At 36.5% G+C, this 14,870-nt stretch carries 11 protein-coding genes; all 11 read right to left on the bottom strand.

The features are described from left to right. Positions 1-91: 91 nt before the first annotated feature. A complete protein-coding gene (locus ACW5MY_RS06385; RefSeq protein WP_462061748.1) occupies positions 92-823 on the bottom strand; it encodes a hypothetical protein in 732 nt (243 codons plus the stop codon). Positions 824-1,138: 315 nt separating this feature from the next. Next, entirely contained in the window at positions 1,139-1,591 is a 453-nt protein-coding gene (locus ACW5MY_RS06380) for a putative toxin-antitoxin system toxin component, PIN family (RefSeq protein ID WP_025649603.1), read from the bottom strand. Next, a complete protein-coding gene (locus ACW5MY_RS06375) occupies positions 1,581-1,727 on the bottom strand; it encodes a hypothetical protein (protein ID WP_154019386.1) in 147 nt (48 codons plus the stop codon). The genes ACW5MY_RS06380 and ACW5MY_RS06375 overlap by 11 nt, the downstream gene beginning before the upstream one ends. Before the next feature lie 463 nt (positions 1,728-2,190). Then, the gene (locus ACW5MY_RS06370) at positions 2,191-9,069 is read right to left on the bottom strand and encodes a phage tail tape measure protein (RefSeq protein ID WP_462061747.1); all 6,879 of its coding nucleotides are present in this window, start codon (positions 9,067-9,069) and stop codon (positions 2,191-2,193) included. Between the two features lie 77 nt (positions 9,070-9,146). Continuing rightward, the gene (locus ACW5MY_RS06365) at positions 9,147-9,485 is read right to left on the bottom strand and encodes a hypothetical protein (RefSeq protein ID WP_462061746.1); all 339 of its coding nucleotides are present in this window, start codon (positions 9,483-9,485) and stop codon (positions 9,147-9,149) included. A 6-nt stretch (positions 9,486-9,491) separates the two neighbouring features. After that, the gene (locus ACW5MY_RS06360; protein WP_053574396.1) at positions 9,492-9,806 is read right to left on the bottom strand and encodes a phage head-tail connector protein; all 315 of its coding nucleotides are present in this window, start codon (positions 9,804-9,806) and stop codon (positions 9,492-9,494) included. A gap of 1 nt (position 9,807) precedes the next feature. Next, positions 9,808-9,948 (bottom strand): hypothetical protein, encoded by a 141-nt coding sequence (locus ACW5MY_RS06355; protein ID WP_162885921.1) that lies wholly within the window; start codon positions 9,946-9,948, stop codon positions 9,808-9,810. 65 nt (positions 9,949-10,013) lie between these two features. Further along, complete coding sequence (locus tag ACW5MY_RS06350) at positions 10,014-10,904, bottom strand: phage major capsid protein (protein ID WP_462061745.1); 891 nt, start codon at positions 10,902-10,904, stop codon at positions 10,014-10,016. A 45-nt stretch (positions 10,905-10,949) separates the two neighbouring features. Further along, positions 10,950-11,534, bottom strand: coding sequence for a DUF4355 domain-containing protein (locus ACW5MY_RS06345; RefSeq protein WP_071347051.1), 585 nt, complete (start codon positions 11,532-11,534; stop codon positions 10,950-10,952). A gap of 78 nt (positions 11,535-11,612) precedes the next feature. Continuing rightward, entirely contained in the window at positions 11,613-12,983 is a 1,371-nt protein-coding gene (locus ACW5MY_RS06340; RefSeq protein WP_081354709.1) for a phage portal protein, read from the bottom strand. A 13-nt stretch (positions 12,984-12,996) separates the two neighbouring features. Then, positions 12,997-14,601 (bottom strand): hypothetical protein, encoded by a 1,605-nt coding sequence (locus tag ACW5MY_RS06335; protein ID WP_462061744.1) that lies wholly within the window; start codon positions 14,599-14,601, stop codon positions 12,997-12,999. Between the last annotated feature and the right edge of the window lie 269 nt (positions 14,602-14,870).

Below are 14,870 nucleotides of genomic sequence, written 5' to 3'. Positions count from 1 at the left end.
AACCCCTTCACAGTTATTTGTGAGGGGTTTATTTAGTTTAGGCTCAAATGTCCGAAAGAAAAAGCCCTATCCGGTTAAGGATAGAGCTGTTTTATTCTTGTATTGTTGTTAATACTCCATTGTCGAAATATAGGTATCTGGTGCCGTAAACCCATTGTTCGTTTATTCCTGATGCTGTCGTTGTCTTATTAATAGACATAGGTCTTCCCCAATCTTTAAGTTGAATAACTTCCTGCTTAGTCATGCCAATAGCAATTTTCTTTTCCTGATATTCTTCATCTTCAGACTGTTCATCATCATTTTCGCTGTATGTAACTTCTCTTCTTTGGAAACCAGTTGATTCAGGATTATTGTCTACACGATCTTTTATTAGTAAAGTGTTTTCTTCAGGGTTGTTTAATAGATCATAAGCAACTTCATAACTGACTGCTTTATCATTTTTAGCCGGCAAAATATAGATACGACTGATTGAGCAAACCTTGTCTTTCCCACAGTCTATTTTATTCAAGTTGGAGTTTTTCTGCGTAATTTCCATTACTTCACCCACTGTAAGTAACTTTTCTTTATCCGATAACTGGGTGAAAGATGGCTTGGCTGCTAAAACTAAGTCATATACTTTATCATTAGATTTATCGGTTTTAGACATCCACACCTGATTAAAGTTTTTCTTAACTCCCTTATCATTTCCCACTTTCTCAGCAATTGTGTCTAAATTACTGGTGTCCAATCTGTTTATGTACATCGGAATTGTTATAGCTAGAATAATACCAACTACCACAACACTAAGTGTTGATATTAGAAGTATGATCTTCTTTTTTGACAAATTAACCTCCCCTTCCCATCTTTACTTATTATCGGTTATTTCACTCGCTATTCCAACAAAAAAAAGACGTATCCAATAAGGATACGCCTGTTTATTGTACATGCCTATATGCTTCCCAGATGTAAGCCTGTTATAAACCCAAGTTCGTTTAATAATTCTGTATGTTAAATTACCAGGGAGGCTTGTCATTACATTTCAACTATAACTTCATACCATAACTGCATACTTATAGGTGGATCACACTTAGCAGTTTCATAAAACACAAAAAGACCATCGATCCAGTTCGGTAGTCTTCTTCTGTGTTATGTAGAACTTTCAAGAGATAATCTGCTCATCATTATTATTAGTATATTCACCGGGTGTGCAACAAATAAAAGGGACATGCTTCAAATCTAACATTCCGCTTTTTTTATCTAAAGTTACTAAATGTGACGCATCAGCAGCATACGCAGCTATTACGAACATTTGGTCTTCAGGATCTTTTACTCTTGGAACTTTAACTCTCATAAACTTAGTGTTCACAGATTTGCCCAGTTGGAACATTGCAGTTATATTATCCAACACTTCTTTAGTTTCTTCTTCCGATAGAGAAAAGTCATTACACTTCTTTTTTAAAATATACATTAATTCACCAATAATTTCTCTCGAAAAAACAAGCCTTGCATCGTTATGCTCAAGGCTTGCAAAAAATATTTCGCTATCATTTCCTTCAGCACCAAATATACTCTCTATAAAAACGCATGTATCTGCTACAATTTTATCTCCCATTCTTCGCATCTTCGATAGATCTCACTACTTGTTGGTAAGAAATTCGATTTTCCTTCATCTTATTTTGCATAATACGCCTAATGTTCTTCATTGCCTCAGATTGAGTTTTAGGAATTGTCATATGATTAATAGCCATATTCTCATCCTCCTTTTTCCGATCCATCTAAACACCTCACAAAAATGATTGCTTATTATACAATCACATTGTGCGTTCGGTGAATGTACAATAAGTGTAATACAATCAGGCATCATAAACAAGTTTTTTCCACTTCTCAGTACCCTTTTCCCCTATTTTTGCTATCTTATGCTTGTTTTATGCAGTTAATGCTCCAAAAAGCTCTTAAACCCTCACTTATAAGTGGCAAAAGTATGGCTTGACAAAAAAGGGTGTACTTCCCACTCGAAAAATGAACTGGAAGTACACCACTGTTACCCAATATTAAAATTAAGTCCTTTTTTTCGGACTATTTGTGATTTACTTGAACACCATATTCGCTGTCTCTTTTGCATTGCTGACTTCTGTAATTGAAAATTCGAGCTTTACATAATTTTTAACAGTTGCGTTTCCTGCTTTATATAGAGCCAGCATGTATACTGGCTCATGAGTTGTTGAAATTTAACCCCTTGTTTTTGAGGCCATTTGTAAATTGCTTGTACATTAAATCAACAGCTTTCTGAGGATTCCCAGTTTCTTTAATGGTTACTGTAAAGTTAAAGTCATTGTTTACTGTAGAAGTCTCTGTTTTGTTGCTAACAAGAGAATCTGGAACGTTTGTTTTAACGTTCGCACTTAAACTTGGTATTCCAAACTTACCACCAGCAAACGAAACATCACTAAGGAAATCTTTATACTTACTTAAATCAGGCTTTGCAGAAGGGGCACCATTTAAATCTTTTTCCGACAATTCACGTACAGTGTCTACTGCTTTAAGCATGTTTTTGGTGTCTGACTCATTTAAGATGAGTTCTCCGCTATCCACTACTGCGAGAGCACCCGCCGCTGGTAGCTTACCTACATGCCCTCCAGTTTTAAACCTAGCAACCTTTTGACCGGTGGTATTGCCTTTGACAACGGTATTTAAGGCATTAGAAGCTTCTTTAAGCTTGTCAATCAGGTTATTAGAAATACTCTTACCGATGGACTCCATATTGCTGTTAATGAATTTAGAGAATTCATTAAGCTGCTTGGAGATGTCAGTGATTTTACCGTTCATGAGTTTGTCTTCAATTTTCTTGAATTCTCTCTCATCATTTGTCAGGTTATCATACTTGTCATTTATGGCATCCTGATCTTTTTCAAGTTGGTCTTGAAGTGCTTCCTTACGTTTCGTATTGCTACGATCTTTAAGAAATTCATCTAATGCTTCTTGCTGTTCTTGTAGCTGCTTTTCTAAGTCTTTAACCTGCGATTTAGCTTCATCTGAATCATCAAGGGATAATTTACTGATCTTTTCTTTGGTTTCCTGAATAGCCTGATTCTTTTCTTTGAGTTCTTTTTGGTATTTAGCTTCATCATCAGTTTTATCAATCTCGTCAATCAAGTCTTGAGTAGCTTTTTGATGCGCTTTTAATTCAATATCACGCATCTTTTCGTACATCTCTTTGTAGATGGAGACAACTTCATCAGCAAGGGATTTATAGATGTCCTTGATCGACTTCTTGGTGTTATAAAGCTCCAGATTAAAATCTTTCTGCTTATCTTTCCAATTTTCGATCTCATTCGTAATCTGCTCTTGTATTTCCGGAAATCCCTTTGCTGCTTTTTTCTGTTCCTCTAATTGCTTGATGTATTTTTTGGCCTCAGCCTGTTGTTGCTGTACTAATTTGACTTGCTGACTATAATATTTGACCTTATCCTTGTCTTTTTCAGTCATTGATATTTTATTGTCAACGTCTTTGATCTTGGATTCAGTCTTGTTTGATGATTTTTGTATTGACTTTAAAGTTTCATCTACTTTAGATTGAACTATTTGTCCTTGCAATTCCCTTACTTGCTCTTGAAAGTTGATAAGGTCTATTTTAGCTTGCTTCAGCTCTTCTTTAAGTTGAGCTTTTTGGGCAGAATTCAAATTTTTATTGGCTGAAATTTCTTTTTGTATCCATGAAACCTTTTGACTCTGAATCTTTTGCTGTTCAGTCATTGCTTTTTTCTGTTCTGCAGTATACTTTCTAAACTGTTTACTGTCTGACAGATAATGACTTGCTAAGGCTTGGTTCTTGGCAATTGCTAAATCAAAATCACCAATACGCTTATCAAACTCATCAAGCTTTGACTGCACAATTTCGTATTGAAGCTCTTCTATTTGTTCTCCAACAGAACTGATATCACCTTGGAGGGAGAGGAGGTCGGATTTAGCTTGCGCTATTGCTTGCTGTCGTTCTGCTTCAGCTTGAGATGCATCTGAAATAGATGTACCGACACCTTTTAAATACTTCTCAGGGTCAATTGTCTTTCCGTTTTCCTCAATTTGAAGATGAAGGTGATTTCCAGTTGAATTACCCGTACTGCCAACTTTACCGATGGTCTGGCCAGCTTTAACAGTTTGACCGGCTTTAACAGAAGGGGTATCAAGCATATGCATATACTTAGCAACTTTTCCATCATCCTGCTGAATGACAACCCAGTTACCGGCAGTTTTACTATAACCAGCAATTTGGACTTTACCACTTTGCAAAGACTTAATTGCAGTACCGGCTTTTGCGGCAAAGTCTGTCCCTTTATGTGGAGTTGATCGGTAAGCGCCATCTTGTGCACCATACTTAGAACTTATTCTAAAAGCGCTGTTCTTCGTGTAGTAGCCTGCAATGGAGGAATTAGCAGAAGTCATTGACTTGGTGTAGTTTGACATGATCTTCTGAACATAATTCTGAGTTTCCTTGAAAGGAGGGACGCCGCCGTATTTGATTACATTACCAGGCCCTGCGTTATAAGCAGCAAGTGCTTTCTCAACATTGCCACCAAATTTGCTTAGTTGTTGGGCTAAATATTTCGTGCCACCCATAATGCTCTGATAAGGATCATAAACATTGTTTACACCTAAGCTTTTGGCAGTGGAAGGCATCAACTGCATTAATCCGGCTGCGCCTGCTCCAGAACGAGCTCTTGCATTGAAACCAGATTCTTGCTGGATTACAGCTGCAATTAGAGCTGGATCAACACCGTATTTGCTTGCGGCAGAATTAATGTAGCTGGAGTATTTACCGGAGTAAGACCCGCCACCGGAAGAATAAGAACCACCAGAAGATGAACCAGAGGAAAGGGAAGAGGTTACGATACCATACTGAGGAACATTACCGGATTTTATTTGATCCTTGAGGAGTTTGGCTTGCTCCTGCATAAGCTTTTTCTTTTGCTGGAGTTCTTTGATTTCTTTCTTTAGGTTATTTCTGTATTTTTGAGACCATTTTGCATAGTCGTTTAACTTCTTGTTTTGTTCGTCAATTACAGATGATACCTTTTCTAAAGCCTCTTTATACTTATCAGTTACATAAGTAGATGTTTTGGTTTCTTCATTAGCTTTCTCTTGCTCGTCTGTCCATTTTTCAAGGGAAGTTCCAGATTCAATTAACGCTTGTTTATTTGTTTCCTGAGTAGATGCAGCTTCTTCTGATGCTGAGATATAAGCCTGGATAGCTGATCTTACACTATCCATCTGGGATCTTTCACTATCCGAGTATCCACCAGGTTGTAACATTTGTTTTTCGATCTTATGTAATTCTTTCTTCGCATCAGCTACATTATTAATTGATTTAACTTCAAGTTGAGACAGTTCAGCTTCAGATATGTCGAGCTTACGCTCTCTTCGTAGCTTTCTAAGGCTGTCAATCCTTAACGTATCAGCGTTTAAGGTCTTAATAGCGTTGTTAACCTCGGTTTTCATTAGGTGATTGCTATATCGAACCATGTCATCATACGCATCAAGTTTAACTTTTCGCTGACGAATTACTTCATCTCGGTTAACCTTTATAACACCATTTTCATAACTTATTGCTTTGGCTAATTCTTTATCTTTTTGGATTAGAGCATTAGCTTCATTGGCAGAAATGCTCTTTCCTTCAGCCATCTTTTCTAAAAGCTCATTTAAAGGCGCAACTTGTTCTTTGGTGTTATTAAAAACATCTCCATTAAGGATATCTTGAACAGAGCCAAATTTTATTCCTTCTGAGAGTTCTTTAATAAGATCCTTAATCTGATTGATATCATTTGCATCAAGCGCTTTTTTTAGCTTTTGACTAAAATCTTCAGCTTCATTACCTGCCTCAGCAAGTGTTTCACCTAAATCACCAACTTCTGATTTAACAGAAGAAACGGCTTTGTCGCCATCTTTAATGTTCTTTTGTGCCTTATCAAAGCTCAACTTAAAGACATCAATTGATGAACCAGAGTCAGCATAGGTCTCTAAAAGGGTTTGCAGGTCTTTTTTTGCGTTATCAAATGCTTTTTCATCATTTGAATTCAACGCTGATTGCATTTTCTCTTGGAGTTTACCCAGTGCTGAAGAGAATTTCTCAAGATCCTCAGGATTCAAGTCATCTTTTAGAGTGAGCTTATCAACAATGTCAGTGAGACTTGCCTTTAACGTATTACTAATATCAATTTTACTGTAAGCTTCGGCAATGGATAGTACGCTGTCCCTAACTTTTGCATTACCGCTAGAGATATCCTTTTGTACCCGATTTATATTCAGCTGTGCTTTATCAGCTTCCAACTTATAATCATTTTCATCTGAAAAAGGACTTTCAAGGAAAGACCAGAAATTCTTGCCTTTTGAATATTCCTTGGCCATCTTCTCATACTGCTTCAGTTCTTCCTTAGACTTTTCGATTCCTTTTGAAGCGTCTTCGAACGTCTTTTTAGCACCGTCTTTTGTCTCTGTCTTTTTGAGCTCAAGATATTCTTTGGTATTCTTAATAGCCTCTTCTAAAGCCTTATTACTCTTTAGAATTGCATTACCTTGAGAATCATACCCTTTAATTAAAGCCGGAAACGATTGTGCTAATTGTTGTGTAACCTGAAGGTATTCCTGTTCTTCATCAGATGTAAGGGTTCTTGAATCTTTAGCTTTCTGAAGCTCTTTATACTGTTTAATCAGTTTGTCTGTCGAGTCTTTGTTGGTTGTAATAGCTTCAATGTTGGTTTGCTGATTTTGTTCAAAGTCTTCTTTTGCTTTCTTTGCATCAGCGAATGCTGTAATTATTTTTTCTAAAGCAAAACCAATACCAGCAAAGGCAACGCCTACTACTGTAGATGCCAACATACCTCTCCAGGCAACAGTAAATGACCTTGTAGCAATTGTAGCTCTTGTCATTCCCGCTTCTATCCCAATTGCTGCTCTTTGGGCTTCAGTTAAAGAATTCGCCCCAAAAATCATTGCTGTTTGAAGCAAACGCATATTCTTATTAAAGCCAACTACAGCAAAGTTTGCTGTCATAAATGCAATTGGAAGGAATCCGATACCCTTTACAGCTGAAGTGACAGCTTTCAGAAGATCCCCAACTACAGATACAGCATTAATTAAACCATCACTAATAAATGCATCTCCTGAAGCTACAGCTAATTCAGTGAACTTATTTTGAAGCTTATTTAATCTTGCCTGTAAACTATCTGCGTATTTTTGCTGTTCGCTCCAAGCACTCCCTGTGGAATTAGCCGCAGTGGTGGCTGCGTTTTGTGATATGGAAAAGTTGTTCATTAAGGCATTAAATCGAGATAATTGATGGATGTTTGCAACGCCAATAGAGGTGTTTTGTTTTTGGGCATCTGTTAACGTATCCCATTTGGCTGCTACCTCATTAATCAACTCACTTGCTGACTTAGCTTCTCCACCTGCAGTCTTTACAGAAATTCCGATCTGGTCTAAAGCTTTAATTGAGCTCTGGTTATTCCCAATACGTGCGAAAATCGTCTTTAATGAGTTACCAACGATGTTTCCTGATTCACGGGTTGTACTTGCGATGGCCGTGGTGTATCCGATTAGATCATTTAGTTCAACACCGAAAGTTGAAGCTGTTGAACCTGCTTTTCTAATACTGTTAGCCAGATCCATTGTAGTTACAGCATAGTTGTTATCGACTTCATTAAGCTTATCTGCGATTGAGATAGAATCGTTGGCGGCGATATTGAAATTCAGCATTGCGGCAGTTAATGTATTTACAGTGTCATCTGGGGTCAAATCGGAGACGTTCTGAAGGACTTGTGCAGTTTTTGTTAAAGTGGAGAGTTCACTTTCATCAAAACCCATACGTCCAAAATCACCAGTCATTTGAAGAATATCTGAGATTTTATTTGATAGGGAATCCCCTAATTCAATGGACGTTTGAAGAAGCTCATTAAATTTGTAGTCTGGTGCATCCATTACACGACGAATGTTTGTCATGAGCGTATCAATTTCAACAACCTGAGAAACTATTGATTTAAGAGCAGTAACCCCACCAAATAAAGCAGAACCGGCTAGCATGTAAGCAGGCATTCCTGTAAAAGCTTGCTTTAATTTCTCACCAAAACTAGATACTTGTCTTGAAGATGAGCTTGCATTAGATTGAATCTCTCTAAACTGCATACTAAGACTTTGCATCTGTCTAGTAATATTTGGTGTCTTTACATTGAGCTGATTCACAGAATTAATATAGTTTTGCAATGCTCTGGAGTTCTCAGGACTGATAGATGTTCCATACCTATCCGTCAAAGATTTAACATTTAATTTAGCTTGTCTCTGATACAGGCTTAATTGATGTTCTAACTCTTTAGTTCTAGCTTTTAATGCTGCAGAGTCATCCAAGCGTTTCATTCTGTTAGCGATCTGATCTATTTGAGAGGTTGTTCTTGCGGCGTTAATTGAACTGGATAGTCTATTGAGGACTGTTGAGGATAGTTGGCCTTTTTGTCTAAGCTGCTCTAATTTTTGGTTTAGTTTATCTATTGCCTTTTGTTGCTGGTCAAAGTTTTCTGTGGTTTTAACAGCTAAAGTTGCCCCGTGTCTATCTGTGCTATGGGTAACATCTTTAAACTCATCTCTATATTTAGTCACTGTTCCAGTGACACGACCAGTTGCATCTTGTTTCGTTACTTTCTTTTGAGCTTGGCCAAGACGCTCCATTTGCTGTACGAGCTTACTTGCTGCTTTTGATTCCCGTTCCAAACTCTTTGTTGAGTTGTCTATGATTGTCCGAGTTTTCTCATGGATTTCACCACTCCGCTTATACTGCTGTGTAAGCCTAGTGATAGAACCATCTGCATTTTTAGTCTCAGTAATATTTTCTTTGACTGTCTGATTAAGGTGTTTTAACGCCTCTTCACTTTGCTTAAAAGCATTTGAAAACCTCTCAAGCGTTCTAAGAACTTTGTCGTCAAAGCTTACTTTGAGATTCAATGGATTGATTTTATTTTGAAGTGTGGATATATCTTTATTTAATTGCTGAACTGTCTTAGTTGATGTGTCAGCCACAGGAGTTAATACAATTTTTAAATTTTGAGACACTTGTTCTTTCACTTCCTTAGTAATTTTTCTACAAATAAAAAAAAGAAGTGCCTCAAAATTTAAAGCACTTCGTTTGTTTACTTAGTGGACTTGTGTGCGCCTATATAGTTAACGAACACCTCATAATGTCTTCCCCAGTCTCTGGGTGGGTAAAGAACTTCATACTCTTTGCCTTTATGAACGACTTTAACACCTTTATCTAATTTTTCATTAGGCGGGCAGAAAATCATATTGGTTATGTCAGTTATTCTTCCTACCGCAGTTGGAGAACTAATTGATTCAACATAAGGCTGAAAAGAACATTTGTATGGAACTAGTGTTTCTTGATCTTCATATATGTCTGTTCCCCAATCAGTCTTTTTACCTGTCTTCACCCTTTTAACCTGAATTAAATAATATAGATCATTGAACTTCAATGTGAGTCACCCTCCAGCAGTGATGTAAGGGGTTTTAAAGCTATCCAATTCAAGCTTAATATCATCAGGGAGTTTGTCGTAATAGCTTTCTGAAATACCCCCTCTTGTTTCCGCTTTTGTAGCCTCAACACCCTTTAACCTATACTTAAAGACAGCTATATCCTCAATGACACCTAGCAAATTATCTGGAATATCATTTTCATTAATCTCACAGTAATTAATTACAAAACGCCGAGCTTTCTTTAAATAAAGTTCCAAAAGAGCATCTTCAGAGTCATCAGCAATATCTAAAAACAACTTCAAATTAGCCAATTGATCCATTCTATTCACCTGATTTCTCAGTTTTCTTCTGCTTCTTTACTGTTTTTTTCTTTTCCTTATAGCCTTGTTCCTTATAAATTAATTTAAAGGCCTTTTCTGTCAATTTCACTTCATTACCATTTGGATCAATGTAACCCTTCATATTAAGCACCTCATATTTTATTTAGATTTTTTATAAAAAAAAGAGAGAGGATAACCTCTCTCCGATTAATCTTGTTTATCAACCTTAGGAATGATTGCTGCAAAAGCATCTTCCTTAATAGGTAAGAAGCCAAGTCTCATAGTTGCCTTAATTGCAATCATATCGTTTTCTGCAAGTGAAAGAGGTTTACCATCGCCCATTACATGACCTTGTAGTGTAGCTTCCTTCAGGATTTCATATTTCAATCCTTCTCGAATACCAACCAATGAGTAATCAAAGTTACCTAAGATTAGATCAGCCTTTGTTTTGTCAAATCCACCATTTGAAGAAAACTCAACAGGGAATCCGTACAATTCATTTTGTGATACACCAGAAACATAAATTTGATTTCCGTTTGTGTCTCTTAGAGTACGTAGAGTATTTTTAATACCTCGATGCCCTGCAAATCCAGTTACATCTAATCCTGCATCTTCAACAAGAGCCATAGCATTTGAAACGTCAATATCAAATGTGCCGCCGGTTCCGTTTGCAATAAGATTTCCAGAAGTCTCAGCAGAGCCAAACAAGCTTTTCTTGAACGGAGAGTTGATACCAAAAAGACCCGCTCCATCAATAGTAGTGTAAAATGCTTTTTCAATTTCTGTTCGCAGTTCTGAGAAAACGTTGATAGTGGTGTCATTTAATTTCTCTTTAGTTACTGGAATGATTACACCGATCTTTTTAGCTTCAAGTTCAGGATGGATATATCTCACTTCGGATGTATTAATCCGTTCAGATTCTCCTACCCAGTATGCTCCAGGCCCATCAACCAAAACAGGAATTTTCTTTTTATCGGATTCCATAGGCTGAACCTTAGATAATTTGAGTAATGTCGAACCCTTGGTAATGCCTTTGATGATTTCTTTTTGAATTTGTGTGGGTACAAAACCTTCTAATTGATCTTTTAAAAATGCCATTTATAATTTCCACCTTTATTCTTTATTTTATTATTTCTAATAGTTTTATATTCTTGATTGATTCTCATAAATAGCTGCCATAAAGTCTGAAGAGGATCCAGCTTTGTTGTTATTTACAGAAGCAGGAGGAGTATAGCTGCTATTCTTCAATCGGTCTTCAACCTGTTCTTGAATATACGGCTTCATAGACTCTTCAAATTTTGTTAAGTTTCCTAGAGTTACCTCTTCATTATCAGAAACAAGCAAATCAATTAAGTCTGCAGGAATCTTTTTATCTGATGCTGTTTTTAGTGCAATGGATTTCATTTTCTCAATTCTTGCATTGCGTTCAAATTCTTCATTTTTGAGTTCAAGTTCCCGAATTCTTTTTTGTTCAGGAGTTTCATCTGGATACCGCTTCTTAATTTCCTCTTCAAGCTTCTGAGGAAATGTGCTTTCCATCCATGAGTTTAAACTTGTGGAGAAGAATCTATCTTTTTGCGACTGCATCCACTTTTTAGCATCTTCATCTGTTTCAACGAACTGTTTAACACCATCAAGTGTTACAGGCTGCAACCCTTGAAGATATTGTTTTACTTCGTCATTATCTTGTTGTTCTTCAAAAAACTGTTTAACATCTTCTAAATTCATTTCAAATCACTCCATTCGCCCTTTCTAGTGTCATTGACCCTAAAAAGTGCATATTTTTACATAAGAAAAAGGCTCTATTTATAGAGAGCCTGTAGCCTTGCTTATCTCTAATGATTTAAGTTTTCTTTGGTGCTCAATCTCTTGTTCTCTTGCATATTCTTGTTCCTGTCTTCTCTTCTGCATCTCTACAGCGGGGTTTTCAACATATGGTATTTGGGCTAGTATCGTTTCCCATGAACATACTTCAGATAATTTGCTTAATGAATCAGCTAAAGCAGTAATATCAGAAGGGATGTTCATTGTTAATTTAAGCTTAACCTTGCGATGATCGTATTCCTCGCCTTTTTGGATCTTGATAAACTTAAAGAAGTTCTTTAACCTCTTCTTAATTGCTGTTTCCAGCATCGCTTGTTTAAGGGAACATTTATTTTCCAAGGAGATTAATCTTGATCTGAGGGCTGCAGAAGATAAATTAGATTGAAGCTTTTCATTTGTGTCTACATGACTGGCCAGCTTGTACATTTTCTCTTCAAGCTCTTTCAGCAAATTTTGTACAAATTTATCATCAATCTTCTTAATAAGATAATCAACACTTGCTTGTGTAGGCACTTGAAGAATACCCGTTTTCTTAAACTTCGCTGCGTCTTCATCAGTGATTTTTGCTCCGGTTATTTTCAAGAAAGCCTGTCTGAAATCAGATACCTCATTCACCAAATCAGATAAAGTGTTATTATAGGCATCATTTTCTGATTTGATATCATCTAACATACTTGTTCTTTCGTGATTTGCGGAGGTCACTTCAATTGGAGGTGTATCGAAGATATGTGTACGCTGCCCCACATAAATTAGATTATCGCTTCCATCAACATCAAAGTGTAAGATTGAATTACTTATGTAAACATCTACTTTTTCGTTATCAGAAAACAAATCATTTTTGTATATATGCAATGCTAAAATAACGTCTTTCTCAACATCGCCTTCTTCGATTACAAAGCAGTTCATTGGCGTTAATACAGCACACTTAAATTCATTGTCTCTGGTTGTATATTGGATTTCATATGCTTCACCAAACTTAGTTGCTTCTAGCATAAGTTTTTGATCGTGAATTTTAGACCAATGAGAGAAGTTATAATCAATCACATCAATCAATTGACTATTTCCATCTAAACTAATATAGGTCACTGGGTTCCCCAAAGCATACGCAATTTCGTCATGAATAAATTTTTTAAAGAAATTCACGACTACTTTCATATTACTTCTACTCTCATTCATAGCGTAGTTCCTCATTATGCTATGATGTCCATTGTAGTATTCTTCGTATGTTTTATAAGTCTCCTGGTTTTCTCTAAGCTTTCTAAGACACTTCATTAACAAAGTTTCTAATTCAGGAGTTATTTGAATTTGTCCATTTCTTTTTCGCTTTAAAACTGTATCAACGATGTTTCTCAATTACTCACCTCCTTTAAAATAATGCTGACCTATCTAAAAAGTTAATGTATTGTACTTCTTGTAGCTCATCAATAAGCCTGTCAAACTCAGCTGTAATATCAGGAGCATCATCAAAACGTGTAAACTTTTCACCTTCATAAGTCATTATCTGATCAGTAAACTCTTTATCCTCTTGAGGAAATACAATAAAACCACTGTCTACCTTTCCACCAATGGCTCTAATCTTAGCTTCTTTGTTTTTCGTTTGATGTTCATTAATGATTTGAATGTCTCTTGCTGTTAGTGTACGGTCTTTATTAATTTCTCTTTGAATATCACGTACATCTGCGCCGCTAAACACGTTCTTCTCAATCCATAAATGCGTGATATCTGGGTATTCTTTCAATAAGGATATCACCTTTGCAATATAGTCATCGTATTCAAGTCTCTCAATACACGCTTTCCTAACCCATCTAAAGTTATTAGGAGTCTTAGAACCGACAATAAAAGCAGAATAATCGTGACTATCCTGTACCTCAACGGCTGGATCACAACAAAGTATTGTTTTTATGAAATTGTCTTTTTCCTTTTCAATTTCTTTTCTAGGTAATGTCTTGATATCATGGAAAGCTTTCTGCCCTAGCTTAGACGCATCATTCATCATTTCTTGTTTAAATGCTGAAGGATTAGGATAATACTTTCCAACGGCAAGATCGTAACAATCATACTTATCTTCCCAAAGCACTGGGAATTTCATCTCTTCTTCATGCTCTAAGTAGAACTTTTTAGCCTCCTCTTCTGCATTGGGATTGGTGGCGTCATATCGAATTTTCTTCAATTCAGCCCATTTGCCACTATTGAATAATTCATCAATATCGTCAACAAGGACGGCTTTCTTCACGATCCGTTTATACTGGCTATCTTTTAATATTCTTGAGATAAGACAGTCCCTATGCAGAATTGTACCGAGCATAATAAACTTTGTTGCCATCTTGACCTTCTTGCCATCCCTGTAAACAGGATCATCTCCAGCATATTCAGCATCTTGTGTCCATGTATTGTATTTCTTATCTCTTGCTTCTTGAGTAATAACATCAGCTGCTGACTGATAATCATCGCCAATAATGCATGTAGGGCGCACTCCATTGTGTTTCAATCCACGAATAGATGTCCCAGAACTGATAGCTTGGATTTTGCAACCGTTTGAGAAATACATTTTCAACTTAATTGAACGTGTGAGCATATGTCCAAATGTATTGATTATGTAGGGGTTCTCAACAAATGCCTTTCGAGTATCATTGATAAATTCAACCGCATCATCCTCTTTCTTCCCAGCTACAAGCGTAAAGTAGGATATACCGTATGCTGCTAAATATGTTGATAAGGCAAAGTTAACAGTTGTTGTCTTAGAGCTACCACGAGGCATACAAAGGGAAAGCTTATCGAATTCATCTTTAATGAACATATCATCAAGCGTATTCCATATTTCAAAATGGAAGTCACCAAGTTTACGAGCTGTATTAGTGGGTTTTGCTTGGAAAGTATCCTGTAGGTAATATAGACAAAAGAATTCAAAACTACGAGCCCCAAGTGAATGAGCTACTCCATTTTTACCGAAGAGATTCTTCTCCTTCATCATTCTGTTTGTCCTCATTACTGCTTCATCATGAGTTGAACCATTTTTCAAGTAATCTCTATAAAGATACTCTCTAAGCAAATTCCTGTTTTCTCTTGTGTTGATTAAATCGGATATCCGAATCACCTCCGAGTTTTAAAATTCTAATAAAAATTGTGTGGGTTGCTATCGGATGAGAGGGTGTTCAATCATTTAGAATGCCCCCTATTATTGATAACTAGCTTCCTTTCTAGTGCGTTTTAAACACATTTAGCCCTATAGGTATCAGATTA

The organism is Bacillus sp. Bwzl_19, from assembly GCF_054900515.1.
The sequence above is the reverse complement of the archived record's forward strand: the minus strand, read 5'-3'. Positions and strand labels throughout refer to the sequence as shown.